The following is a 26493-nucleotide window of genomic DNA, read 5'->3' as shown; positions in this document are numbered from 1 at the left end:
GCGCATATAGTTTACTTATGCAGATACTCAATAAAAGGCAGAAGGAGACAAATGACTTCATGATTTTAATTTCAATGGTTAGCGTATCGTTTTGTTTATGGCTTGCTGGATGAGCTTTTCCATCACGTCGTACCCTTCAGAATTAGGGTGTACTCCATCTTTAGTATAGACCGGATTCTGAGCTTTGTTATTACCGCTTACCATCGATGAATAATAGTCTACAAACGGAATCTTGTTTGCTTTGGCGTATGCTTTCAGGCGTGCATTGAGTGAGGCTATCTTTTGTGGTGCATCTTTGATGGACGGATTCCAGCCAAAGCCAGCAGCCGGTAAAGTGGTAGTCAATATCACTTTTATATGGTTGGCTTTTGCCAGTTCCACCATCGAAACGATATTGCCAAAAGTCCGGTCTTTATGGTACGTTCCTGTATTCTCGGCAATGTCGTTGGTGGCGGCATTGATCACTACTAATGCGGGGGATAAATTGATCACATCTTCTCTGAAACGTACCAGGAACTGGTAAGAAGTCTGTCCACCGATGCCCCGGCCGATATAACCGTTGTTTTTGAAGAAATCAGGATGTGTGTTAACCCATCCTTCCGTGATGGAATTGCCTATGAAGACTACTCTCTTTTCATTTTTCTCCGGCTTGGGGAGTTCGGCATTTTGTTGCGCATAGCGTTGCAGGCTGGCCCAGTCTTTTTCTTGGGCATTGATTCCTATAAATGATGCTCCGAGGCAGAAGACAGCCATCAGCATCCAGCGGTGTATTATTTGTTTTTTCATTTTTGTAATATGCTATATCACTACAGAGTGACACAGAGTCCCACAGAGAAACTTTTTTCATAAATATTCCATTAGCAAGAGATGAAGACTCTGTGTGTTCTGTGGTGAACTTGATTTATATTCTATTTCATTTTAATTGTTCCGGCCCATCCCCCGTTGCGTACCATTTTCAATGTCATGCGGGTTTGATTGTTCACGGTAGACTCCTTTTTCTTGTAATCCATTGCTTGACGGTCAGCGTTAATGCCATCTTCAAATGAGGTTAACGTGAATGATTGTCCTGCCGGAAGGAATCCAAGGTCGATCTCGATGTTTTGTGGTTGATTGCCGGTGATACCTCCGATGAACCACTGTTCTCCTTTTCGTTTGGCTACGACGACTGCTTCACCTACTTTAGCATAAAGGACCTTGGTTTCATCCCAGGTGACGGGAACACTTGCGATAAATTCGGTACAGGGAAGTTCCCTGTAATAGTAAACCGGGTTGTCGGCTAACATTTGCAGACCACTTTCGAAGATGATGAAAAGAGCCATTTGGAAAGCACGTGTTCCTGAGCCCATGGCGTTGGCGCGGGTAGAACGGTTGTCTTCCGGCTGAGCGGAAATCATTGACCCCGGAGTGAAGTCCATCGGACCCACAGCATTACGCATAAAGGGTAAATAGATACTGTTTTCGGGTTTGCAGTTGCCACCTTGTTCCATGCCCAATACACCTTCGTAAGAGAGTACGTTCGGATATTTCCGTTCCAGTCCCGCAGGCTTGAAGGCACCATGGAAATCCACAAATAGTTTATGTTTAGCTGCTTCTTGGGCTACACGTTCGTAGTAGTTTACCATCCACTGATCGCTGCGGTCCATAAAGTCTATCTTTACTCCCGCGATGCCCCAGTCGGCAAAAGTCTTAAAGAGATCGAAGTGATTCTCGACAGTAAGCCATGGTAGCCAGAGTACGATTTTCACGTTTCGTTCTTTTCCGTACTGAATTAACTCAGGGAGGTTGATAGTAGAATTGGGAGTAAACGGATCACGTGTGTTTTTGGCCCAGCCTTCATCCATGATGATGTAGGGGATGCCGAATCTGGAAGCAAAGTCAATGTAGTATTTATACGAATCCATGTTGTAGCCGGAACGGAAATCTACCCCATAGAGACGTGCATCGTGCCACCACTCCCAGCTCACCTGCCCCGGCTTGATCCAACTGTAGTCTTCAAGGACACAAGGAGTAGAAAGGTTATATACCATTTCGTTTTCAATAATCTCTTTGTCTTCTTTTGAGATTACCATCATTCGCCAGGGGAATGAACGCTTTCCGGTTGTTTTGGCAATATAATCAGCTTCTTTAGTGATCTTGAGGCTACGGTCACCATCTTCGCCAAATGCCAAAGGTGCTTTTGGGAAAAGAGATTGCATCCCATTCTTGCCGGTGCCTTTGAGGAACATACAAGGATAATCGAATAGGTCAGCTTCGGATATCAGGATTTTATATGCTTTGTCCGTTTCTATCAGTACGGGCAGGTAACTCATACGATCGGTGGCAGCATAGTTTTCCGTATCTATATGAGTATATGGATATTCGTAAGAGGTTTTAAAACCATCCGGTTGTGATAAGTGGGCTTTGTAGTTGGCAGGAAAATTAATTGCGAAATCTTCTCCCATTACAATGTTATCCTCTTTTTTGTCTGTAACAAAACGGTAAGCCATACCGTTATCGAATACCCGGAACTCAACGGCATAGTTTCCGCTGAAGTTCATCCTCAGCGTGTTACAGTGGTTCTTTACAATAGCATTTTTAAAAGGTATCTCACGTTTCACACTTTCGTCAATGGTTCCACGTTTCGTGCTCCGCAGCCTGGGATTGTCCCCCAGTGTTTCATTTTGCAGTTGGAGGTTGAGATAACAATCCTTTAATAGTTGGTTGTTATCATAAGACACTGAATAGTAGATTCGGTCCTTGATATCTACCGATACTTTAATGGCTCCGTTGGGAGACATTATGTCAATCACTTTAGCGTACACGCTATTTCCGCTTATTACTGCCAATGCGAGCAAAAGGGACATCATTTTTCTTTTCATAACATGTGTTTTATTATTGTATGTGTTGTGTTTACATCTTCCACTTGAAAATATAAACGCCTCGAATGTACTAATTATCTTTGTTTCAGACAATAGCTGTCCGATATATTTTCGGGTTGAATTGCAATAGCAGGTATTTCCGGATAAATCCGGAATAAATATGTGTATGTGATTATGAAAGAATAGGTTTTCCTTTGCCTTTCATTTCTTTGTATTTATCAATGACATGCTTACGGCTCTTGATGATCTGCCAGCGATATACCCAACAGGTAGTCAGGAAGTAGAATCCCGTTTGTATCCATAATGCTTTATATTCAAATGGGATCTCACTCAGTGTCGCCCCCATGTTATTGATCCGCACAAATCCGTTAATGCCGAAAGTAGACGGGAATATATAAGAGAAATATTTCCAGAACGGCGGTATGGCTGCTCCCGGCCAGGAGATTCCCGAAATAAACAGTAACGGAACAGACGTGAAGACGAATATCAGCATGCACGTTTCCCGGTTACGGATGGCAATGGACGCAGTCATGGCAAAGAAGATGCAAGCCATCAGATAGGGAAGGATAAATAACGCTAATGTACCCGGTTGTCCGATCTGGTTGAGGCTGAACATGCGGGGAACCGCACAAAGTACGTAAACAGATACGAGCGAATAGACCATGAAATAGCTTAGTCCTTTACCCATTACAATACGCAGCGTGCCGTTGTAATGCCGGTTGATGGGCACCAGATCTTTGAAGCGGTTGTTTTCGCGGGCGGTGCCGGCAGAAAGTCCGATACCCAACAGTAAAGTCTGCTGAATAATCAGGATTAGTACTGCCGGTATCAGGAAAGCGGCAAAACCGTTAGTCGGATTGAACATTGCCACGTCTTCATATTCGATGGGGTAGGCTGTGATCTCATCCTGGCGGTCGGTGGTATTGCCCGAACGGGTTATTTTGATATCTTCGTTCATGTCTAAAGATACGGCTGTGTTAGCCAGAAGCATACTTTTGTAATATAGCAGTCCGCTCATATCACAATAAATACTTACCTGAGTCTGTTTACCTTGTGCTATGTTATCACTAAATTCTTTCGGAATATAAATGATACCATAAGCCAGACGGTCTTTCAGCATTTGTTTGGCTTCTTCCATATCGGCACAATACGCTACGATTTCTATATCGGGAGTGGCGTCCACTTTGCGCAGATATTCGCGGCTGAGTGAAGAGCGTGAATCGTCTACTACCACTGCGGGCACTTCGCGCACCACTTCGTTGGTATAGATGAAGCTATAAATCAACGGATATACCAATGGCACGAGTACGAAGAAAATCAATACTCCCTGGTCACGGAAGGTGGTTCCAAACTCCCGTTTCCAGATATAAAACAGGTCGTTGACTCCTTGTGCTATTTTATCTTTTAATTTTATATCTTTCATTAGGGCATGTATTTATAGTATATCAAAGCTTCCTTCAACCGGTGAACCACGAAGAAAGGAAGTAACATAAAAATCAATAACGCCATATAATTGGACCAGGAATAAGCCATACTGTATCCGTTGAGTGCCTGGTCTACGTAAATGAGAAAGTAATGCCGTAGTGGGAACAGGTTGCTCAATGCCTGCAATACCGGATTCATAGCCATTACCGGGAAAGAGAACCCCGATATGGAGAAAGAGATGACTCCCCATAATGATGCAAAACTCAATCCGAGGCGGAGTGTAGGCAAAGTGCCTATCATCACGATGCCACAACATTGTGAAGCCAGTACAAGGCACAAAGTGGCCAGCAGCATAGGGAGGATGCCACTGTTGCATGGGAAATGCAGGAATCCGTACAGGTATACATTATAAAATATACCCATGATGAAGAACACTACCGTTTGTGGAAGAAGTTTACCTGCCAATGCGATATAAATGGAGTTATTGCTCAGACGCAACCACTCACGTGCGGTACGGTCTTTGATTTCCACGCCGATGGAGAATACCGTTACCATGAATATCATCAGCATAAGTACTCCCGGTACAAGGGTGTTGCACAAGTAGACCGAGTAGTTCAACCATGGATTCTGTATCGGGTGTGTATCGATGACTATCGGTTGGAGGTATCCCATGGCTTGGTCCTCTGTTGCACCTTTAGCGTACAGTACCGAACGGCTGACTGCCCCTGATGCAAGCTCGGACATCATCTTCATGTCTTTGAAAAGCAGTGAGCCGGCAATCAGGTACGAGTTGTTGGTATAGAAAGATATCTTGGGTTGTCGTTGGCTTTGAGCATCGGCCGACAACCCTTTGGGAATATAGAAGAACCCATAAATTTTGCCTTCCTGCATTGCAGTGCGGGCTTCATTCACACTTCCATAACGGGCCACGATAGCCGTTTGCCCGAAGGCATCCAAATTGCGGAGGATATTTCTCGAACTGGTTGAGTTGTCCAGATCGACAGCGCCGACAGGCATGTCGGTGGGTAGCCCCGAGTCCATCAGCGTGGTGAAGAAAATATAGCAGAATAACGGGGCTATCACCATGCAGAAGAGATAGAGCGGACGGGACACAAGACGGCGACATTCGCGCTTCATGACCAGCCAGAGGGCTATATATTTCTTTTCTCTTTCTTTCATTTTTTAAGGATGACTGACATTCCCGGACGCAGATTGTCTACTTTTTCAACCGGAGTAGCTTTTACTTCGAAAGTTTTCAGATCGAACTGTCCTGTAGTTTTAGTTGCTTTCCAGGCAGCGTAAGTACCCAGATCCTTCATGTAGTATACTTTCAGGCGAATCGTTTTGTTGTCCAGTGCGGGCACGATAGCGTCAAATTCAGATCCCATTGTCAGGTTCTTCAATAAATCCTCGCGCACATTGAATGTCACCCACATGTCATCCATCACTGCAATGTTCATAATCGGTGCACCTGTGCCTACCAACTCGCCCACTTTGGGAAATATCTCAGAAACCTCTCCGGCTGTCTGAGCAATCAAATAAGTCTCTTTGATGTACGATTCCACTTCGGCAACAGTTCCTTTGGCACGGTCTACCAAAGCGGCGGCAGCCATTTTGTCCTCACGTTCGGCACCGTTCTTAGCCATGGTATATTGGGCCTTTGCTGCTTTTTCTGTAGCGATGGCTGCATTACGTTGCGCAGTGACTTCGTCCAGCTTTTGCGCAGGCATGACTCCCTGGTCGAACAGATTTTTAACACGCTTGTATGATTTCTCTGCTATATCGACACCGGCTATCGCCTTTTGCCACATTTCATAAGCTGCCTGGATCTGTTCCTGACGTGCCCCTTTGATTGCTTTTTCGTTTTGTGCCTGAGCAGCGGCTTCAGCTGCACGTGCCTGTTCCATTTTTGCCATTACGTCCGGAGCTTCCAGTATGGCGAGAGTGTCTCCCGCTTGTACTGTTTGTCCCTCTTTCACACGGAATTCCAGAATGCGTCCGGGAACTTTGCTCGAAACGCGGTATTCGGTCACCTCGGCCTGTCCCTGAATAATTTCCGGACCTTTGCGGAGCATGAAGAAACCGACAACTGCAACCAGTACAATAACTCCCAGCAGAGTGAGGAATGCAAGCAGCATATTGCTGTTCTGTGATTTTTGTGATGTCATCTTATTTACGATTTTACGATTTACGATTGAGATTGGCTTTCTCTAAATTTACTTATTCATTTTATTTCAGTGTTCCCAATGACTTCTGCAGGTAGATCTCTGTTAACTTCACATCAATCTGTGCATCGATCTTTTCCGATTGGGCCGACAACCAGGCAGTATGGGCTTCAAGTACGTTGCTTGGAGCAATTACTCCTTCTTCGAATCCAAGGGTGGCGTAGCGTAGGTTTTCGTCAGCTTTCTCAAGGTTCTTTTTCGCCATGGTCAGTTTCTTTGCTGCCTCGTTCACTTTGAAAGCCGATTGGTTGACCTGCAACTCTATTTTTTCTTTGGCATCTTCCAGTTGATACTGGGCGATGCGTGCTTCTGCTTTGGCTGCCTTTACTTTATAGAGGCCCTCTCCCCAGTGCCAGATGGGTAATTGGAGCATGATGCCTACATTCCACATTCCTTTGAATTTATTTTCAAAGCTGTTGAATACGGAAGGGTTAGTAACCATATAGTTTCCCATCAGTGCTAAAGACGGAAGATGCTCGGAGCGGGTTACGTTTATTTTTTGTTGATAAATTTTGGTTGCCAGTTCCAGGCTCCGTATTTCAGGCCGGTTGGCATAGGCTGTTTCAACCTCAAAGTCGGTAGTAACAGGCATTAAAGGAATGTCGTCGATGTCTTCGTCGGCCAATACGACGGGGGTACTCAGGTCGATGCCGCACAGTTGGCACAGTAGCATCCGCGAAAGGCTTAGCCCGTCTTCAACCTTTGTCAGTGTCATTTCGGCTTCGTTTACCTTCACCCGAACCGAGAGTCCGTCCGCTTTAGTGGCTACCCCTTCGGCAATCATCTTTTCTACATCACTGTCCAGTTTCTGCAATAGCTTCAGGTAGCTTTCCGCGAGTTTTTTCTTGTTGACCAACGAGATAACCTGCCAATAGGCCTGATCCGTGCTGAGAATCACCTCTTGCATACCCGAATTGTGCTGTTGGCGAGCCAACTCTTCAGCGTATTTAGTGATTTTGTTGTATGCCCGGATTTTGCCGCCCATGTATAATGGCTGTGTCAGGGTGATGGCTCCTGCATATACATTGCGGGTATCGGTACGGAATGCGTCTACAATAGAACTTCCGGCTTCGTTCAAGGCCGGTACGATAGCCCCTCCCAGTTGCGACAAAGCCGGGGCCAGTTCAGGATGGAGCTGTCCGATGACTTGTGCAGCCTGCTGCAGTGGTCCGCTTATGCTGTTTCCTAAGCCCGATAGGGCAGCTTTCTGATCACTGTTGAGCAGCGAGAATTCTTTTTGGTTACGCATATAGGCCCCTGTAGCAGAGAAGTTGGGTAAGTAGTTCGTAAAAGCTGCTTTGTTTTGATAGTGTGCAGCATTTATTTTCTCTCCGCTTATCAACAACTCTTTGTTGTTGGCAATGGCCAATGCACGGCAACTATCTAAGGATAGGATTCCCTGTGATTTCAGAGAGAAAGTAGTTGTCAGGAGAAAAAACAGAAACAGGATTTTTTTCATCGCATCTTATACATTATAAAGGTAATACTTCATTTTAAAGAACAATGCTTGCGGGTTGTTTGTTTATCCGGTTTTGTTCTTGTTATCCTTGTTAGGACAAGAAACAATAATTGCATAAACAACGATGCAAATATAAAGGGTTAATCTTAAAAAGCAAAACGATTTAATTTTTTTTGTTATTTAGGCCTGATGTTTGAATACCGGGCGATGTATTCTCGCTTTTTCAATTAACATTGTTAATCGCATCCTGGGGCTTCTTCTTTTCCAAATGCAAATAACAAGCCTTTTGCATTTAAATGACTTGTTATTTGAATCTAAAGAGCAAGCTTTAACACTGTGTTAAAGCAAGTCTTTTCCCAGCGAGAGTTTAGTACTTTGAATGTCTTGTCTTTCATCTGTTTAAGTATCATCGTGTCTTTTTCTATCCAATAAGACTTAGCGGGCTGAAAACCTGTATACTTGCTTATCTATCAACTATGGATTGATCCTGTCTTTCCGAATCATTTTTTTCGTGATATTGTGTATCCGATTGCATACTTTGGCTGTAGTATAATAAACAACTATTGCGAATTGGTATTTAGCTTACTGGTTCAAAAGCCTTATTTAAGGTTTCTGTTTTTCAATAACACGAACAGAGAAGCAGAAAGGAAAGTTTCGTGGCAATAGTAGACAATAACCTTTTTATTCTTATATCTGGAGATTTCCAGATTGCGTTTTGAGCATCTTCGCATAACTGGACCGGGAGCAACCCAATAGAGGGTATTTACCCGATTTACTGATATGGTTCGGATCAAAAGTGGCAGTAGTACGAATATTTAATTAAAAGGAGCAGAGGAATTATTTATTCTCTGCTCCTTCAATACCTATTCTTAATTGCTCCCTCCTTCTTTATTACTTTTGGAAAAAAGAGCCCTTGCTTTTTTCTGAACGATAGTACATTCCATCACCAAAAGTAAGATAATTATCTCCCACTGTTTGTCTGAATGCACCATTGATTATAATTTCATTACCTTCCTTTACATAGTTAAATGTGTTCAAAAGTTTTAATGCTTTGTAGTCTTTATCAAGGCTATACTTTTCAATTGTTTTTGCTCCGAAGAAAAGTCCTACTGCTTTTACACCACCTTCTACCCGTTCTTCAGCTTGAAATTGATGTATCCAGATTGAATTATTTAAAGAATAATCTGCTTCCTTATGACAAGACGACAAAGTCAACAAAATAATTGTGCAGATAAAGAAAGTTACTTGTTTTTTCATCTTTTAAATCGTTTAAATGTAAAGAAACTATTTGATATTGGTAAAATACTTGTTTCTATTATTCCTTTACCTTTTCTAATAGGAATTACGTACTCGTTATTGGATAAAACAGATTCAATGGGATAGTCATTAAAAAAATCAAAGTAGAACTCGTCAATACGTTCATTACTTTGGGTGATAGAATATTCTGTTGTTACTGTCTTTTGAGTTGTCGTTGTATTATCTAATTTTCCATTTATTCCTAGGGTGATTCCTTTAATGATTGGAGCAGAAATGCTTCCATCTATTCCTTTATTGGATATATAAGTTAAAGAATATGTTTCTGTGATTTTTGCGGTTGTTCCTTCATCCGGGTTAATAAGATATACTACAACCTTTTTGTTAATGGGATCTTTAGCTATGTTCCATTCATTCAATCTTGTATCGTGTCCGTAATCTAAAGGATAGAACCATTTGGACTTAATACCATTTCTATCAATTGTATAGGTATACTTTGTACGTCTAAACATCGTTTTATGTCTTCTATGTTCATTGATTTTAAGATTGAATAATTTTTCAGGGGTAACATAAATCTTCATTCCTTCAGATATTACGTTGTTTCCGTTTACACTTCCTTCGATCCTGAAAAGAAAACAGAAAGCTCTTCCCGTTAAGATACGTCCTAAAACTTCTTCTCTGCTTAAAGAGCCTTTTTTCTGCTGTACTTTATCATAGAATAATGGCTTGTTTTGCCCTGTTGCTATATCCTCCAAGCGAGAAAACGCATCTGCTGCAATCTTAAATCTAAAAATACAATCTTTGATATCTGGACGAATTTCTTTGGGAGTTTCGCTTATACTATTTAAGCCATAGTATATAAGTGATCTCGTCGCCCTGGGCTTTTGGGAGGATTTATTATAGGCTGCCACCAACAATGGATCTATATCTTTTATTGGGACATAGCCTTCATCTTTATATTTTTCACTAAGCTCTTCATATGCCGAAGCACGTGTTACTCCTGCAGTCCTCTCGGAGTATGTAGGATCAAAAGACTGATCAACAAATTCATAATTTTCATTTAAAGGGTAAGCTGAAAGATTTCGAGTTTGTATATGTTTTTTTCTTATACTGGCACTTTCACAAACTACAAACAAATTAAATCCAGGTATTTCATTAGCAGCAATTGTATCTACTATGACTCCATTATAGTATAATGTCCTATCTAATAGAACCGGTACTTCAAAGTCTCCATCATCCATGTCTTTTATTAAAAGATTCCCGTATTCTGGTATGTGGATATTTAGTAAAGGTACATTTGCCTCGATGTTCTCTATTTCCTCTTTATCTTTGGCGTACTTTATTAATATACCTCGGAAAGAACAATTGTTTATTTGCCCATCTTTGGCAATGGGATAAAAAATATTGTATCCGTTATCTATTTTCTTTAAAGCTTCCTCTTTTAAAAAGTGCCTGACACTTTGTTCTTCGAAAACGGCTTTTGATAATATTTCAGCAAATCGCTCCATATATTGTTCTTTGCTTTTGACGTTTCTTGTTGTTACATTTTTAGTGGGTTCGTTGTTGTAAGTTGCATAATCGTCGGAGCATGCTTCTAAGATGATAGAGAAAAAAAGAAATAAAAATAAATTGATTTTCACTTTTTTCATGTCTGTTTTTCTGTTTATAATATTTTTCTTAATCACAATCACTCGTTTGTTTTTAATTAGAATCTATTAAAAACTAATAGTTCATGTTACATATAATACAATTCATACTAAAACCGTACTCAACTCGAAACATGAAAAAGAAGTTAATATTTTATCATTCTTTCAATATATATGAAGCAGGTTTAATATTGATTTATTATAAAGACAGTTTTTTTACGTAAACTCCCTATTGAACGCGAGTTCGGGTTAAGATTTCCTTTTAATCCTCAAAATCACAAGACAATAAAGATTCGGGCGACCATACTTTGACCGCCCGAATCTTTATTGTCTTACTGACTTAATTCCAAATGGTAAGCTGTCCGTCTGATGGGGCTATGTCAAAGTCGAAGTTAACCTCCGGCTTGACATTGAAAAAACAATATGCCTCCATTGCAGAAAGCAAGTTCATCGGAAAATTATGTACGCTACGGTGGTGAATGTGTATAAATTGTTTTTATTTTTCAATGTATCGTTGGGTGATTCGATAATACTCCGTTTACGTAACATTAGTTTGTTATAAATCGAAATCAAGCGTTGCTTCATGTTTGAACGAAGACCGGTGACGATATGAATGCCATCATTAAAAAGTTTCCCAAAAAGTGATTGAGAGAGAGACCCCTTGTCGGTATAAAGCTTTCCAAACATCTTGTTTGTCAGCGTATCAATTACATTTTTGTTTCGATCGTCAACATTGGCCCCGGTCAGCACAACGTTGACAATCTCTCCTCTTTCATACACAATAAATGAAGTTTAAAGCCGATATAGCCCCCATTGTACTCTTACCTTTTTTTGCTATGTCTTTGCATACTTTCATGGAATATTGTCTCCTGTTATGGATGGCAGGAATGCATGTACTGTCAATGAAACTGATACTTGAACATTCTCCGAAACAAACCGGTTTGAGGAACATTGTCAAGGCTATGAAACATCTTGGAATATTCTAATTTATGTACGATTGTCGCTTACTTTATTTTTTTCGTAATATTGCGTACCCGATTGCATACTTTGGTTGTAGTATAATAAACAACTAATTAAAAAATAGAAAAACAATGAATTGGGGAATACACGACAGAAGAGGCTGGATGGCTGTGATATTATTATTGTGCGCATATCCTTTTTCGGCTCAGAATGCCGGTCAAATCACGTTGGAGCTTAGAGACAAGCCACTGCCTGCTGTTTTGAAATTGATTGAGAAAGCAGGGGAGAAGCATATTATTTTTTCCTATAACGAGACTGAGACTTACCATGTTACTGCCTCTATTCATCAAAAAAACGAATCGGAAGCACTTTCCATCGTTCTGAAAAGTACCCCGTTCATCTATAAAGAACGAGAAAACTATTTTGTCATTCAGAAAGCAGGGATAGACAAACGTCTGGTAATTATTCAAGGTACGGTTAATGACGAGGAACATAACCCCTTGGTTTGCGCCAATGTGCTACTGCTGAATAGAATTGATTCCACATTTGTGAGCGGAGTGGTTACGAATCAGGATGGTTCGTTCCGGATACCGGGTGAAGAAGGGAAAGATTATCTTTTGAAAACGTCTTATATAGGTTATCAGACCAAAGTCCAACCTTGCGGTGCAATGAATAAAGTATGTTTGTTTTCCGATGCCCAATTAATGAAAGAAGTGGTTATTAGTGTCGATCATCCTTTAATAGTACATAAAGATAATGGTTTATTGGCTAATGTCGTTGGTACTCCTTTAGCTAAAATGGGCTCTGCTGCGGAAATGATATCCCATCTCCCTTTTGTAACGGGAGGGGTGGGGGAATACATGGTTCTGGGACATGGAGTTCCTGTTATCTATATCAATGGCCGTAAGGTACGTGATCAGGGAGAATTGGAACGTTTGCGTGCTGACGATATTTTATCGGCGGAAGTGATTACTACACCAGGAGTAGAATATGGTTCGGATGTATCTTCAGTCATTCGTATCCGTACGATCCGTCAGCGAGGACAAGGGATAAGCGGCGGCTTTCGAGGTGTTTTTTCTCAGGGACATGACTATAATGCCAGTGAGAATCTATATTTGAATTACCGTACGGGTGGATTGGATCTATTTGTGAAAGGTGACTTGAAACATGGAAATTATTACCAGGAATCAATTTTAAATCAGGAAACTGACGCTTCTTCCCGATGGGAGGTCCGAGGAGGAACTACCAGTTTTCGTAAAGCCGTTTATTTCTCCGGTGAGGTAGGTTTCAACTATGAGTTAGATGACAAGAATTCTTTGGGTGCTCGTTATATGCCGGGTACGAATGTAGGTTCTGTGAATCAGACTAACCTTGGCAACAATTTTGTGTATAAGGATGGTGAAAAGACAGAAGAAATATCTTCTTCGCAGTATGCACATACTTATCCTACCTGGACTCATTCGGTGAATGGATACTATAATGGAGCGTTCGGTCAATGGAATGTGGATTTCAATGCTGATTATTTATTGGGAAAGAATAATTCCACAAATGAAGTTCTCAACAACGATGATAAAGCTGCCCAATCAGAAAATGAAGTCCGAAACTATTTGTATGCTATGCGTATGGTTGTAAAACGCTCTTTCAGAAAAGGGACATTGTCGTTGGGTACGGAGGAAACGTTTACGAACAGACACGACATATTTGTTCAAAGTGGTTTTTCTGACAACGCCGATGATCATATCAAACAGTCTATTTATTCTGTGTTTGCCGATTACTCGCTGCACTTGGATAAATTCAATTTTGATGTGGGGCTGCGTTATGAACATCAAAAAACGGATTATTATGAATATGGGGTTCATCAAGATGAACAAAGTCCGGTGTATAATGATATAGTTCCTGTCGCTTTAGTAGGATATGAGGATAAAGGCTGGCATGCATCCCTTTCTTATCGCTTAATAAGGAATAATCCCGACTATCACATGCTTTCAAGCTCAATTACATATTCAAGTAAATATATGTATCGTAGCGGAGATCCCTTACTGGTTCCACAAAAACACCATGTCTTTATATTGGATGCCGGATCGAGATGGGCGTTTGTAAATCTCTTTTTTGATAGGACATTGGATTTATATACGAGGTTCCTCAAACCTTATAATGATGAAACCCATCCGGGGGTGTTGTTGTTTACCATGGCCTCCATACCTACTACAGATACTTATGGAATGAATTTTAATGTTTCTCCTAAAATCGGGTGTTGGCAGCCGCAATTGAATGGAGGCATGTATTTTTATGATGCCGATGTTCGTTCTTTGGGGATAACCCAGCATTGGAACGAACCTCAGTTTTATTTTGAGCTTGACAATAGTTTTACTTTTCCTGATGGTTGGTTTTTGAATGTGAACGGGAATATTTCGACAGCAGCCAAACAAAGTTATTCTTTGAGCCACAGAGAGGGTACGGTAAATGCCCGTCTGTCGAAATCATTTCTGGAAGATGCTCTGATGATAACACTTACAGCCGATGATATTTTTCATACCCGTTATCATTATATGGATGGATATGGAGTCAGAAGTCATATACTGACCCGTTCATATAATGATAATCAACGTTTGGGTATTCAGATATCTTATAAATTTAATGCAACCAAGAGTAAGTATAAAGGTACCGGTGCGGGACAGAGTGAAAAGCAGCGCCTTTAATCTGCCTGATAAAAGAATTATTGCTAATTTTGTCGGCTTATGGCAAAATTAACGATATTCCGGTTTCGTGGACATGTTTCACGGGAAGAACGCTTCAGGCAATTGTTTGTGGAGATATATCCCCGTCTGGTGCGTTATGCCATTCAGTTAATGGGCGATCGGGAAGAAGCGAAGGACATTGTTGGCGAAGTGATGGAAGAGGCTTGGAAATGTTTTGATAGACTGGAAGCAGAAACGCAGAATGCTTATTTCTATACAGCTACACGTAATACGTGCTTGAATCGGTTAAAGCATCTGCGCGTGGAACAACAGCATTTGGATGCTTTACGTGAGGTTACCCGGATGGATGTGAATACCGGATATCGACAGCATGAGGCACAGTTACGGCAAGCGGAAACTATTGCTTGCAGCCTGCCCGAACCGACGCGTACCATTTTGAGACTTTGTTATTGGGAGAAACTGACCTATAGGCAAGTGGCAGAACGGTTGGAAATAAGTCCGGATACGGTGAAGAAACATATATCGAAAGCTTTACGGATTTTACGTAATGAAATGAACGGAAAGGAGGAAACAAATGGAACAGAGAGAGGATAATAAAAACGATGTAGCCCCCCGTAGGCTCGAAAATCTTTTCGGAGAGGCTCTTGGTGACCTGCCTTCTGTCGAAGAGACAGAAATCGCTTGGCAGGCATTTGCCTCTCGCCGACGGCAGAAGAGAGTCCGAACTTTGTTATTCGGCTTTGCAGCAGTTGCTTCCGTGGCATTACTTTTGTTTTTGGGTTTGTCCCGGGAAAACTTTTTATCACAAGAAGTCGAAGTGTTTGCTTCTGTAAATTCGCCTGATAAATTGATGATGACAGAGGCTAAAGGGATCATTGCAGTCAGAACACCACCCGCTACCACTGTTACCATTTATTTGCCCGACAGTACTGAAGTGCTGTTGAACGCCAATAGCCGCCTGGAATACCCGAAAGTGTTTACCGGTGATCTTCGGCAGGTAATGTTGGAAGGTGCTGCGAGATTTAATGTTCAAAGAGATGCTCTACATCCCTTTATTGTAGAGACCGGGAGTTTACAGACGCGTGTATTGGGTACGGTATTTGATGTTGATTCTTATGGATGTGGTACTACTTCTAAAGTTGTCCTGTATGAAGGTTCGGTGCAAGTCAGTGATAAAGCCAGCACACAAGTCTGTAAGATAAAGCCGGGTGAACAGGTTTATCTGGCTAGAGTAGGTGATATCTGTATTTCTCAGGCTGATATCTGTATGCAAAAGAGTTGGACAGAAGGTCTATTTATCTTTGATAATGTCACTCTGAGATATGTTATGCAGGAAATTGGGGCATGGTATAACACAAATATTGTTTTCCGTTCCCATTCTTTGCTGGAGGAACGGATTTATTTTTCTGCCAGTCGTCATCTTCCTGTCGGGGAAATATTAAATGTTTTGAATGATTTGCAAATTGCGAGATTCATAGTGGAAGGGAACAAAATAATCGTATCACCACTATCATGAGTTATTGAAATGGAAAACATTCAATAAGATAGAATTGAAGTAATAAAAAAGAGGATGTGCCAGAAGCCGGTTACTTAGTAACCATTCTGGCGCATCCTCTTTTAAAGTATATGGTTTTAAAGTTTTAGTCCAATGTGAACTTCTGCGATCCAATCATCGTTCCGTCAGCAAAGATGTCTACCCGATAGTCGCCGGCATACAGAAACTCTTCCACATCCCAGAATACGTTAATAGTTTGTTCTTCCCCATTGTATTCGATGTACTTTTTGATAGAGTAGCCTAACGTACGGTTTTCATAAGGGAATGTGTTTGACGGGCTTTTGGTCAATACATCGTTATCCGGTTTCGTTATCCGGATGTAGAGTGTCCGTTCTCCGGTTTCGGCAGTGATATTTTTGACAATCGTAAAACCGATGGCCAGTTTTACGATATCCTTTACTTTTTTAGCTTTTTTGCCACGTTTGTTGCGAGGTTCAATCCAGATATTGGTTGCATCCAACTGAGCAGCTAATGTAACTTTTTGATTAAGGTTCTTCTTTTCTTCAGACAAATTATTGATCTGGCGTGAAGCCGCATTGTATTTCTGCGTTACTTCTGCTATCACTTGTTTTTGCTGGGCGGTCAGTTTATTCAGCGAGTCAATCTGATTGATGTAACCGATCATTACTTTTCTCAGTGTTGCCAATTCTTTTTTCAGGCGTCTTATCTCTGTGGCGTTACTGCTCTTTACCGTACGGAGTTCTTCAAGCAGGCGTTGCGTCTTGACCTGCTCCTGAGCCAGCAAGTCTGCCAAAGAGTCGTTCGATACAGTCAGTTTCAGTTCGTCATATTGCTGTGCAAAGCGAGTGTACTCATTTTCAAGATCTTCTTTATCCAATTGGAATTCCTGAACCAGTTCACGGTTAGTCTGTTTTTCGGAGAATAACAGATAAGTAAGACCGATGAGCGCGAGCACCAGAACAGATACGGCAATGATCAGCAGATTCTTTTTATTCATATTCTATAAGGTTGAATGATAAAACGCTGCAAAAGTAATCATTTCAATACAGAGTAACACAGTCTATTCACTTTTCTTTAACTAAAATTATTATGGAAAAATTTCTTTAATTTCGATTATCGTTGTACTTTTGCCGTCACGAAAACGATACGAACTAATTATCAACTTTATTAAAATATAAGTATTATGTCAAAAGTAACCGTAGTAGGCGCAGGTAACGTAGGTGCTACATGTGCAAATGTACTGGCCTTCAATGAAGTGGCAGACGAAGTAGTAATGCTGGACGTAAAAGAAGGCGTTTCAGAAGGTAAAGCAATGGATATGATGCAGACTGCTCAGTTGTTGGGTTTCGACACAACAATCGTTGGTTGCACAAATGATTATGCTCAGACTGCTAACTCTGACGTGGTTGTGATCACTTCTGGTATTCCTCGTAAACCGGGCATGACTCGTGAAGAACTGATCGGGGTAAATGCCGGTATCGTGAAATCAGTAGCAGAAAATCTTTTGAAATACTCTCCGAATGCTATTATCGTAGTTATCTCTAACCCGATGGATACAATGACTTATCTGGCATTGAAATCACTCGGATTGCCGAAAAACCGTGTGATCGGTATGGGCGGTGCTTTGGATAGCTCACGTTTTAAATATTTCTTGTCTCAGGCTTTGGGTTGCAACGCAAACGAAGTAGAAGGTATGGTGATCGGTGGTCATGGTGACACTACTATGATTCCGTTGGCTCGTCTGGCCACTTACAAAGGACAGCCGGTCAGCACATTGCTGAGTGAAGAAAAACTGAACGAAGTAGTTGCTTCTACTATGGTAGGTGGTGCTACTCTGACTAAGTTGCTGGGCACTTCTGCATGGTATGCACCGGGTGCGGCAGGAGCTTATGTCGTAGAATCTATCATCCACAACCAGAAGAAGATGATTCCTTGCTCAGTAATGCTTGAAGGTGAATACGGTGAATCTGATCTTTGTATCGGTGTTCCTGTAATCTTGGGTAAGAACGGTATCGAGAAAATCGTTGAACTGGAATTGACTGCTGACGAAAAAGCAAAATTTGCGGCAAGCGCAAAGGCTGTTCACGGAACTAACGCAGCTCTGAAAGAAGTTGGTGCTCTCTAATTTGAATGCCGGATTCTTAATCTGAAAATAGAATATGCGGACCTCACAACTCTTTTCAAAAGGGCTGTGAGGTTTGCTTTTTAATATACTTAAATAATACATTATGAGAAAACTCTTCATGAGTGCTGCGGCCCTTTTGTTTGCCGGAGCACTTTGGGCACAAGAGGGTCCGTTGTGGATGCGTCATTGTGCTATCTCTCCCGATGGAACTACCATTGCTTTCACCTATAAAGGTGATATTTTCACAGTACCGGTGTCCGGTGGCAAAGCTACACAGATCACTACCAATCCGGCTTTTGATACAACCCCGATTTGGAGTCCCGATAGTAAACAGATTGCATTTGCGTCCGACCGTATGGGAAGTCTGGATGTATTCATTGTGTCGAAAGAAGGAGGCGAGCCTCGCCGCCTGACCACTTTCTCGGGCAGTGAAACTCCGGTAGCTTTCAGTGATGCGGGACAGCTCTTATTTACTGCCGACATCATGCCTTCTGCCGAAGATGCCGGTTTTCCTTCGAACGGACAATTCCAGCAGATATATCAGATTCCGGTTACAGGAGGACGTCCTGTGATGTTTTCATCTATGCCGATGGAGTGCATCTCCATTAATAAGGAAGGGGCTATTCTTTATCAAGATAAAAAAGGATATGAGGATTACTGGCGTAAGCACCAGAAGTCACCGATTGCCCGTGATATATGGATGCTTCAGCCTGGACAGACTCCACGCTATGAAAAACAAACCACTTTCATCGGTGAAGACCGTGAACCGGTATGGGCACCGGACGGAAAGTCGTTCTACTATTTGAGTGAAGAGAATGGTTCGTTCAATATCTACCAGCGTATTCCGGGATCGAATGCATCCAAGCAGGTGACGCATCACACGCAGCATCCGGTACGTTTCCTCAGTATGGCTTCCAATGGTAATCTTTGTTATGGTTTTGATGGTGAGATTTATACGTTGACTCCCGGTGGTAAGTCGCAGAAAGTATCTGTGAAAATTCTGTCAGACAGAAATGATAAAGATTTGATTCGCCAGATAAAGACCAGTGGGGCTACTGAAATGGCTGTATCTCCTGATGGTAAAGAGGTTGCTTTCATTTTGAGAGGAGATGTGTATGTGACTTCGGTAGAATATAAAACGACAAAACAGATAACGAATACTCCTTGCCAGGAACGTGGAATCGATTTTGCACCCGACGGGCGTAGCTTGGTGTATGCTTCGGAACGTGGCGGACTCTGGCAGCTCTATACTTCAAGTATCGTGCGGAAAGATGAGAAACAGTTCACGTATGCTACAGAGTTAAAAGAAGAACGTCTGACCAATTCGGATATAGCTTCGTTCAATCCGAAGTATAGCCCGGACGGAAAAGAAGTTGCTTTCCTTGAAAACCGTACGGCAATTCGCGTCATCAATCTCAAAACTAAGAAGGTACGTACGGTAATGGATGCCCAGTATCAGTATTCGTACAGTGATGGTGACCAGTGGTTTGAGTGGAGTCCGGATAGTAAATGGATTCTTTCCGAATTTATTGGTATCGGTGGCTGGAACAATAAAGATATTGTGCTGCTGAACGCCGACGGTAAGGGAGAAATGCATAATCTGACCGAAAGCGGTTACTCAGACGGAAATGCGAAATGGGTTCTGGGTGGCAAAGCAATGGTCTGGTTCAGTGACCGTGCCGGATACCGTAGTCATGGCAGCTGGGGTGCTCAATATGACGCTTACATCATGTTTTTTGATGTAGATGCTTACGATCGTTTCCGCATGAATAAGGAAGACCTTGCTTTGCTTGAAGAAGCCGAGAAAGCGGAAAAGGCTGAGAAAGAAAAAGCTGAGAAGAAAAAGAAAGAAGATAAAAAAGGTGATAAGAAAAAAGACGCCAAAGGTAAGAAGGATGGAGAGGAAGAAAAGAAGGAGGAAGTGAAGCCACTGAAATTCGATCTTGATAATCGATTCGATCGTATTGTGCGTCTGACTGTCAACTCTTCTTTCATGGGTGATGCTGTTTTGACTCCGAAAGGTGATAAGCTCTATTATCTGGCAGCGTTTGAAAGCGGTTATGATTTGTGGGAACACGATTTGAAAGAGAATTCAACAAAGATTCTGTTGAAAGGTGTCGGAGGCGGTTCGCTGTTGCCCGATAAGAAAGGTGAGAATATCTTTATGTGTACCGGTGGAGGTATGAAGAAAATTGAAATAGCCGGTAGCAAGACAACGCCTATCGCATTTGAATCTTTCTTCGACTATCAGCCGGGTGGTGAACGTGCTTACATTTTTGATCATGTTTGGCAGCAGGTAGACGATAAGTTCTATGTGAAGGATTTGCAGGGAGTAGACTGGCCTTTGTATAAGAAGACTTATGAAAAGTTCCTGCCACATATCAACAATAATTATGACTTTGCCGAACTGCTGAGCGAGATGCTCGGAGAGTTGAATGCTTCACATACCGGAGCTCGGTACTCTGGTGTAGGAGGGGCGTTACCTACAGCTTCATTGGGAGTATTTTATGACGATACTTATACCGGTGACGGGTTGAAAATAAAGGAAATCATAGAGCAGAGTCCTTTCACTTTGAAGAAAACAGATGTAAAGCCGGGTTGTATCATTGAAAAAGTAGATGGTACTCCAATCAAAAAAGGAGAAGATTATTTCCCGTTATTTGAAGGAAAAGTAGGACGTAAAGTGCTGCTTTCTGTTTACGATCCTGCTACAAAAAAGCATTTTGAAGAGACAGTGAAGGCGATTAGTTACGGTGCGCAGCGCGAATTGCTATATAAACGATGGGTAGAGCGCAATCGCAAGAAAGTAGAAGAGTTATCAGGCGGGCGTTTGGGATATGTACATATCAAGGGCATGGATAGTCAGAGTTTCCGTAAGATGTACTCCGAACTGTTGGGGCGTTACCGTAACAAAGAAGCCGTAGTTGTAGACGTTCGCCACAATGGTGGTGGTTGGTTGCACGACGATGTGGTGACTCTCCTTAGTGGCAAAGAATATCAGCGTTTTGTTCCTCGCGGACAATATATAGGTAGCGATCCGTTCAATAAGTGGCTGAAGCCCTCATGTATGCTTGTTTGTGAAGACAATTACAGTAATGCGCATGGTACTCCTTATGTATATAAGACATTAGGTATCGGTAAACTGGTAGGTACTCCTGTAGCCGGAACTATGACAGCTGTATGGTGGGAACGCCAGATTGATCCGAGTCTTGTATTTGGTATTCCGCAGGTAGGCTGCATGGACATGCAGGGTAACTATCTGGAAAATCAGACACTCGAACCGGATGTGCTGATTTATAATGAACCTTCTGCTTCGTTGAAGGGAGAAGATGCACAATTGAAAGCTGCGGTAGATTGCTTGTTGAAGGAGCTGCCGAAGAAATGATGGGGTAATTGCGTTTTATGCTCGATTAAAATGGAGAGGTCACCTTTGTTTAAAGGTGGCCTTTTCTTATTATGTGGATAAAATGATCTATTTATTGTTAAATACTTGCTTTTTAATGTGAAATACTATAAATATAGTTTTGTGTCTATATTTATAGTTATATATTTGTGCCATTCCATTCAGGTTGTATCCCAAATACTTGATGAATAGAAGTATAATCTAAAATTACTTGGTATGAGTGAACAGAAAGAATTGACAAAAGCAGAACTCCAGATCATGCAGGTGCTTTGGCGGAAAGAAAATGCTTTTGTGAATGAAATCTTACAGGATCTGGAAGAGCCGCGTCCGGCGTATAATACAGTGTCTACCGTACTGCGTGTATTGCAAAACAAAGGCTTTGTAGCTTATCGTAGTTTCGGAAAGAATTATCAGTATTATCCGTTGGTTTCAAAAGAGAGCTATACGAATCGTTTTATGAACCGGGTCGTAGATAACTTTTTCAGTGGTTCGGTGAAGGCGATGGTTTCGTTCTTTACCAAAAAAGAAAAGATGTCGGTACAGGAGATCGACGAACTGATTGAAATGTTGAAGGAAAACAAAAAGGAATAAGGTATGATCGATATTGATTGTAGCGAATGGGCTATTCTTCGTTTCATAGGAGCTTCATTTGTGTTATGGCTGTGCTATTACTTGTTGTTCGATCGGAAAGCCCCGTTTAACCAGTGCCGGAATTATTTGCTTTTTTCGGTACTGCTGGCCGGAGCTGTATCGGTGGTACGCATCCCGGTTTATCCGGTGGAGGTGGTGCGGCCGATAAAGATGGAACGGGTGGTTGTAAAGCAAGAAACACAAATGGATAAGACTTCATTGGTACAAGTAGAAAATGATGGGATACAACCGGATACGCTCGCAGCAGTGCAGGCGGAGGTTAGTGAAGCAATTGTACCCCGAGTGGAAGAAGAAATAGCGGAAGAACCTTTTTATGCTTCGTGGGATTACTGGCAAATAGTCTGGATCGTATATGGATTGGGAGTATTTGTCCTTTTGATGCATTTATTGGTCGAAATGGCACGTATCTGGCGTTTGAAGCGTTGGGGAAGTTGTACGATGGAGGCTGATGGGATTTGTATCGTGCGTAACAATGAAGTCGTTTCACCATTCTCGTTTTACCGGATGATCTTTATCAATCGGAAGTTAGAAGGAGAAGTGTTGCGTATAGTTCTGCTCCATGAAAAGGCACATATTCGTAATCATCATTATCGGGACACTTTATTTATTGAAGGTTTATCCATCTTATGTTGGTTTAATCCGTTTGTCTGGCTGGTAAAGCGTGAACTGCGGGCTCTCCATGAATTTCAAGTGGACCGTTGTTTGCTTTCCGGTGAGATTGAATTATTTGAATATCAAAGCATCTTATTCGAAGAGTTGATGGGATACAGCCCGAAGGTTGCAAATGGTTTTCATAATTCATTAATTAAAAAACGATTTATCATGATGAAACATCAATATAAAGAACGTTTCGCCGGAGTGCGCAAAATAGCGTTGCTTCCTTTGTGTGCGGGTGTATTGGCTTTATTTTCTTTTACGGAAAAGCCGGTTCTGATTGAACCTGTATTGCCGATGGTATCTGTTTCGATGAAAGCAGAAACTCCCGAAGTCGTATCTAACGAAAAAAAGATGGATAGCGTAGGTGATGAAAAGTGTTTTCTGCTTTTGGACTCCCCAAAGATAGTTCATTACATACAGTCGGGAGAGGCGCATTTAGTTAAATCCGGATCCAGTCAACTACTTGCTAAGGTTACAACTCCTGTATCGAAAGTGCTGGATACGCTCTCGGAAGAGAAACCGAATCAGACTTCTCTGCACGGAAAAGAGGCTGATTATACTGTTGGCGTCGATTTACCTGCAGATCAGGTTGTATTGTCGCGTGCACCGTATAAACGAAGTATATATGTACGCTTTATTGAACGGACGAAAGAAGATACACGCGTTACTTTGGCTATACCGATATATTATGACCGGCACTGGTTACAGTTCGAAAAGGGATTGTCCATAGTAGACGAAGATACGAAAGATGTTTATAAGATTCGTTCACTTACCCGCGGAATTGAACTAAATCAGACTTATTGGGTTGTGGGACAAGAAAAGCAAATGCTGGAATTTACACTGGTCTTTCCTCCTCTTGACCGAAAGGTAAAAAAGATTAGTATCCGCGATTGTTTCCCGGAAGAAAGGGGATTGACACCTCCCAATGGCAGTTCATGGAGGTTGGAGAATCTGAAAGTTGACGATTTCCTTCCGACTGCCGCCCGAATAGCTGAGTATGATAGAGAGGGGCGTCCACTGCGTTCCGATAAATTGGAAGAAGTAACTCTTAATGCAAGTCAATTAGCCGTTTCTTCACGCCGGGGTAACGGAAGGTCTCGAATTCAGAAAATTGAAACTTTACCGGAGAAGACGTTGGTTGTCTTGAATATACCTATTCATTTTGACCGTCATTGGTTGGTCATAGGTAAGGGATTGTGTCTTGTTGATTCCAGAACAGGTGATGAATATCCGATTCTGGAAGAGGCGCATGGCATTGAAATGAATAAATTACTGTGGGTAGAAGGCTGTGAAGGACGTTCTGTGTTGTTGACACTCGTTTTCCCGAAGTTGCCAAAGAAAGTAAAAACAATCGATCTTTATAATAAATATCCGGATGCCGGAGTTATTTCACCAAGCAATGGAAGCAGCTGGGATTGGCGGAAAGTAAAGATTAAAGATTATCAGAAGGAACCCTATAAACGCATTATATTGTAGCCTGCTCTACAGCATTGATTTATTTTAGGCACGGATGTGACAGATAAACAGATACTCTTGATTCTGTGGAATCTGCACGATCCGTGCCTATCATTTTATTCAACCTCAAAGACGGTAAGTACCGCTGCATGGTCTGATGCCCACACATAATCTATCTCGGGAGCCGTACGTACTATTTTGGATGATAATACTTTCAGCCCTCCTTTATAATAGATGAAATCGATACGGGACATTTGCATTTGCCCGTAGATGGCGGCAACAGTGCCTCCCTGATATGCAACTTCGTCAGGATTCTTCTCACGGAAACTATCTTTGAAACCATTTTCCAACATATAGCGGGAAGCGGGGAAAGCCACCGGACCGTATCCGTGATGCAATGGTTTGGCTCGTTCTGTCCAGTCAAGATGGCTACATGAGTTGAAGTCACCGGTGATAATGACCGGCATGTCTGTTTCCTGGTTCGGTACAATATCCTTTGTATAGATATTGCGGATATCGGGCAGTGCCAATATGGAATCTTCAGCGACCCAGACAGAAGGATCCAGTCCTTTCTCAGCGTAACCACTTGTATATTCCGGGCGGTAGGCATAACGAAGCCAACAGTCTACAAGCATTATTCGCTTACCGTTTGGTAAGGTTATTTTGGCTGGGTTCGATTTGAAGGGTTCCCGCCATGCTATGGGTTCCAACGGAAAGCGGCTGTACATGGCCAGGTTGTCTTTAAGAGAATGGGTTTTGAGATGATACCCTAATGAATCTGCCAGCATTTGTTGGATGCCATATGCTTCTTGCATCATGACCACGTCTGCATGGGTGCTTCGGATCAGGTCGAATACTCGCTGCTGCCCCTCGTTACCCAGATGAATACCTCCATGCCAGATGTTCCATTGAAGCACTTTTACTATATTGGAATGTGTTTGGTTGTTGCAAGTCACTTGTTTACGGACCTCTTCGGTAGCTGTTTCGGGAATATACTGTTTTCCGTTTAGGCGGAAAGAAGGTACGGAGGCATATAATGTATGTCCGGGAGTTGCCTCTTTTCTGACGTCGAATGTAAGAAGGAAATAGTTGATCCCCGGTTGTAACAGGATCTCTTCTCCCTGCTCCGGGCAGAGAGTCATTGACTGTTCGGGGGTATGCCCGTTGCCAAACAGTTCTTTGCGTTGCACGGATCGTGCCTCACTTCCGGTAGAATAAATATGGATTTGCTCAATATCTGCAAGAGTGGTCGTGCCGGTGAAATCGAGTTTCAGCTCTGTCAGTTTCAGCGGTTTCCGGGAACCTTGTACGGCTATTCTCAGTTTTAGTGCCTGGTCGTCTTTGCTTCCTTGATCAACATCCCATTCACTTTGGATGACTACTGCATTGAATAACTGTTGTTTTCCGTCATACTCTTTAAATGCGGTATTATCGTTAGAGACTGCATAAGCCAGCGGAGCTTTTCCATTGTATTTGTTGCGCCCATTGCGGATATGGTAAGCCTGATGTCCTTTGCCTACCCAATTGATGGATGTTTCTTCTTTCAGGTCGTCGAAGTTATAATATCCCCACAAGGATTTAAAAGCGGGATGACTGGCTTCTACGGGGCGATTCATCCATTGACGGATCGTTTGTTCCGGTAAAGCTTTGCGCCAAATGCGTACTTCATCAATCAATCCGCCGAAAGTATAATATACATCGTGAACTCCGATAGCACCGGGAAGGATGGAAATTGCCGTATCGGCTTTGGCCACTTGTTTTCCATCAAGATAAAGTATGGTCTGCTTTCCGTCACAAGCCAGTGCCACATGGTGCCATTGGTCATCCAATGCTTCCGGTGCCGAAAGATTGGCACGGGTAGAGTGAAGTTTGCCTTCTTTTACGACCAAAGGCAGATAGTCCACCCAGTTCAATTCACTGTATTCACCTCCTCCGATGATAACTTCAAGACTGTCCCATTTACAGTCGTTACCTTTAATCCAGGACTCCAAGGTCCACGAAGGTTCCAGAATTCCCATACCTGTCCGTACGTTATTGTCTTTCCCGTCGAGGCAGAGGGCGAGATTAGACTTCCCGCCTTTTGAGGCAGGAAGTTTACCCTGCATCTGCAGGGAGCAGCAGATGCAGAGGATGAATATTATTACATATTTCATTATGAAT

19 protein-coding genes are annotated in these 26493 nt (G+C 42.2%); 7 read left to right on the top strand and 12 right to left on the bottom strand.

Annotated features, from left to right (window positions below; all coding sequences use genetic code 11):
- Positions 1-78: 78 nt before the first annotated feature.
- The 10 genes from G7Y45_RS00865 to G7Y45_RS20075 form a co-directional block, all read right to left on the bottom strand.
- Entirely contained in the window at positions 79-786 is a 708-nt protein-coding gene (locus tag G7Y45_RS00865) for an SGNH/GDSL hydrolase family protein (RefSeq protein ID WP_165017102.1), read from the bottom strand.
- 122 nt (positions 787-908) lie between these two features.
- Complete coding sequence (locus G7Y45_RS00860) at positions 909-2858, bottom strand: glycoside hydrolase family 97 protein (RefSeq protein ID WP_022011314.1); 1950 nt, start codon at positions 2856-2858, stop codon at positions 909-911.
- A gap of 172 nt (positions 2859-3030) precedes the next feature.
- On the bottom strand, positions 3031-4281 hold the full coding sequence (locus G7Y45_RS00855) for an ABC transporter permease (protein ID WP_005782471.1): 1251 nt from the start codon (positions 4279-4281) through the stop codon (positions 3031-3033).
- Complete coding sequence (locus G7Y45_RS00850; protein ID WP_005782473.1) at positions 4281-5462, bottom strand: ABC transporter permease; 1182 nt, start codon at positions 5460-5462, stop codon at positions 4281-4283. Before G7Y45_RS00850 ends, G7Y45_RS00855 begins: the two co-directional genes overlap by 1 nt.
- Positions 5459-6451: an HlyD family secretion protein gene (locus G7Y45_RS00845; RefSeq protein ID WP_165017105.1), complete on the bottom strand. Its 993-nt coding sequence runs from the start codon at positions 6449-6451 to the stop codon at positions 5459-5461. The genes G7Y45_RS00850 and G7Y45_RS00845 overlap by 4 nt, the downstream gene beginning before the upstream one ends.
- A gap of 61 nt (positions 6452-6512) precedes the next feature.
- Positions 6513-7967, bottom strand: coding sequence for a TolC family protein (locus G7Y45_RS00840; protein WP_122130748.1), 1455 nt, complete (start codon positions 7965-7967; stop codon positions 6513-6515).
- Positions 7968-8858: 891 nt separating this feature from the next.
- On the bottom strand, positions 8859-9224 hold the full coding sequence (locus tag G7Y45_RS00835) for a hypothetical protein (RefSeq protein ID WP_005782482.1): 366 nt from the start codon (positions 9222-9224) through the stop codon (positions 8859-8861).
- Positions 9221-10906, bottom strand: a complete 1686-nt coding sequence (locus tag G7Y45_RS00830; protein ID WP_032541904.1) for a hypothetical protein — start codon at positions 10904-10906, stop codon at positions 9221-9223. The genes G7Y45_RS00835 and G7Y45_RS00830 overlap by 4 nt, the downstream gene beginning before the upstream one ends.
- Positions 10907-11314: 408 nt before the next feature.
- Entirely contained in the window at positions 11315-11617 is a 303-nt protein-coding gene (locus G7Y45_RS20080; protein ID WP_050496877.1) for a transposase, read from the bottom strand.
- A gap of 22 nt (positions 11618-11639) precedes the next feature.
- On the bottom strand, positions 11640-11819 hold the full coding sequence (locus tag G7Y45_RS20075; RefSeq protein ID WP_080546323.1) for a transposase: 180 nt from the start codon (positions 11817-11819) through the stop codon (positions 11640-11642).
- 139 nt (positions 11820-11958) lie between these two features.
- Between G7Y45_RS20075 and G7Y45_RS00815 the strand changes: the two genes are divergently transcribed.
- Genes G7Y45_RS00815 through G7Y45_RS00805 form a run of 3 tightly spaced genes read left to right on the top strand, consistent with a single transcriptional unit; the run spans position 11959 to position 16042 of the window.
- Entirely contained in the window at positions 11959-14526 is a 2568-nt protein-coding gene (locus tag G7Y45_RS00815; protein WP_165017108.1) for an outer membrane beta-barrel family protein, read from the top strand.
- A 39-nt stretch (positions 14527-14565) separates the two neighbouring features.
- Positions 14566-15120, top strand: coding sequence for an RNA polymerase sigma-70 factor (locus G7Y45_RS00810; RefSeq protein WP_032531348.1), 555 nt, complete (start codon positions 14566-14568; stop codon positions 15118-15120).
- A complete protein-coding gene (locus G7Y45_RS00805) occupies positions 15101-16042 on the top strand; it encodes a FecR family protein (protein WP_032531347.1) in 942 nt (313 codons plus the stop codon). The genes G7Y45_RS00810 and G7Y45_RS00805 overlap by 20 nt, the downstream gene beginning before the upstream one ends.
- 124 nt (positions 16043-16166) lie before the next feature.
- Here G7Y45_RS00805 and G7Y45_RS00800 read toward each other — a convergent pair whose 3' ends face one another.
- Complete coding sequence (locus G7Y45_RS00800; protein ID WP_005782494.1) at positions 16167-17039, bottom strand: hypothetical protein; 873 nt, start codon at positions 17037-17039, stop codon at positions 16167-16169.
- A 186-nt stretch (positions 17040-17225) separates the two neighbouring features.
- On the opposite strand from G7Y45_RS00800, the gene mdh reads away from it, so the two are divergent.
- The 4 genes from mdh to G7Y45_RS00780 all read left to right on the top strand — a co-directional run bounded on the left by mdh (position 17226) and on the right by G7Y45_RS00780 (position 24354).
- Entirely contained in the window at positions 17226-18167 is a 942-nt protein-coding gene (gene mdh, locus G7Y45_RS00795; RefSeq protein WP_005782497.1) for a malate dehydrogenase, read from the top strand.
- Positions 18168-18270: 103 nt separating this feature from the next.
- Entirely contained in the window at positions 18271-21552 is a 3282-nt protein-coding gene (locus tag G7Y45_RS00790) for a S41 family peptidase (protein WP_032541177.1), read from the top strand.
- Positions 21553-21786: 234 nt separating this feature from the next.
- Positions 21787-22161, top strand: a complete 375-nt coding sequence (locus G7Y45_RS00785; RefSeq protein ID WP_005782501.1) for a BlaI/MecI/CopY family transcriptional regulator — start codon at positions 21787-21789, stop codon at positions 22159-22161.
- Between the two features lie 3 nt (positions 22162-22164).
- Positions 22165-24354 carry a M56 family metallopeptidase gene (locus tag G7Y45_RS00780; RefSeq protein WP_165017110.1) on the top strand — a complete coding sequence of 730 codons (2190 nt, stop codon included), beginning with the start codon at positions 22165-22167 and terminating at the stop codon, positions 24352-24354.
- Between the two features lie 95 nt (positions 24355-24449).
- Here the strand turns inward: G7Y45_RS00780 and G7Y45_RS00775 are convergent, their stop codons facing one another.
- A complete protein-coding gene (locus tag G7Y45_RS00775; RefSeq protein ID WP_165017113.1) occupies positions 24450-26486 on the bottom strand; it encodes a BNR-repeat neuraminidase N-terminal domain-containing protein in 2037 nt (678 codons plus the stop codon).
- Positions 26487-26493 lie beyond the last annotated feature (7 nt).

Source organism: Bacteroides sp. ZJ-18 (genome assembly GCF_011038705.2).
Lineage (GTDB): Bacteria > Bacteroidota > Bacteroidia > Bacteroidales > Bacteroidaceae > Bacteroides > Bacteroides hominis.
The sequence above is the reverse complement of the archived record's forward strand: the minus strand, read 5'-3'. Positions and strand labels throughout refer to the sequence as shown.

Excerpts from the sequence above, each read along its gene's own strand:
- G7Y45_RS00865 (WP_165017102.1), bottom strand. The coding sequence starts at position 786 with ATGAAAAAACAAATAATACACCGCTGGATGCTGATGGCTGTCTTCTGC.
- G7Y45_RS00860 (WP_022011314.1), bottom strand. The coding sequence starts at position 2,858 with ATGAAAAGAAAAATGATGTCCCTTTTGCTCGCATTGGCAGTAATAAGC.
- G7Y45_RS00855 (WP_005782471.1), bottom strand. The coding sequence starts at position 4,281 with ATGAAAGATATAAAATTAAAAGATAAAATAGCACAAGGAGTCAACGAC.
- G7Y45_RS00850 (WP_005782473.1), bottom strand. The coding sequence starts at position 5,462 with ATGAAAGAAAGAGAAAAGAAATATATAGCCCTCTGGCTGGTCATGAAG.
- G7Y45_RS00845 (WP_165017105.1), bottom strand. The coding sequence starts at position 6,451 with ATGACATCACAAAAATCACAGAACAGCAATATGCTGCTTGCATTCCTC.
- G7Y45_RS00840 (WP_122130748.1), bottom strand. The coding sequence starts at position 7,967 with ATGAAAAAAATCCTGTTTCTGTTTTTTCTCCTGACAACTACTTTCTCT.
- G7Y45_RS00835 (WP_005782482.1), bottom strand. The coding sequence starts at position 9,224 with ATGAAAAAACAAGTAACTTTCTTTATCTGCACAATTATTTTGTTGACT.
- G7Y45_RS20075 (WP_080546323.1), bottom strand. The coding sequence starts at position 11,819 with ATGTTCCTCAAACCGGTTTGTTTCGGAGAATGTTCAAGTATCAGTTTC.
- G7Y45_RS00815 (WP_165017108.1), top strand. The coding sequence starts at position 11,959 with ATGAATTGGGGAATACACGACAGAAGAGGCTGGATGGCTGTGATATTA.
- G7Y45_RS00810 (WP_032531348.1), top strand. The coding sequence starts at position 14,566 with ATGGCAAAATTAACGATATTCCGGTTTCGTGGACATGTTTCACGGGAA.
- G7Y45_RS00805 (WP_032531347.1), top strand. The coding sequence starts at position 15,101 with ATGGAACAGAGAGAGGATAATAAAAACGATGTAGCCCCCCGTAGGCTC.
- G7Y45_RS00800 (WP_005782494.1), bottom strand. The coding sequence starts at position 17,039 with ATGAATAAAAAGAATCTGCTGATCATTGCCGTATCTGTTCTGGTGCTC.
- mdh (WP_005782497.1), top strand. The coding sequence starts at position 17,226 with ATGTCAAAAGTAACCGTAGTAGGCGCAGGTAACGTAGGTGCTACATGT.
- G7Y45_RS00790 (WP_032541177.1), top strand. The coding sequence starts at position 18,271 with ATGAGAAAACTCTTCATGAGTGCTGCGGCCCTTTTGTTTGCCGGAGCA.
- G7Y45_RS00785 (WP_005782501.1), top strand. The coding sequence starts at position 21,787 with ATGAGTGAACAGAAAGAATTGACAAAAGCAGAACTCCAGATCATGCAG.
- G7Y45_RS00780 (WP_165017110.1), top strand. The coding sequence starts at position 22,165 with ATGATCGATATTGATTGTAGCGAATGGGCTATTCTTCGTTTCATAGGA.
- G7Y45_RS00775 (WP_165017113.1), bottom strand. The coding sequence starts at position 26,486 with ATGAAATATGTAATAATATTCATCCTCTGCATCTGCTGCTCCCTGCAG.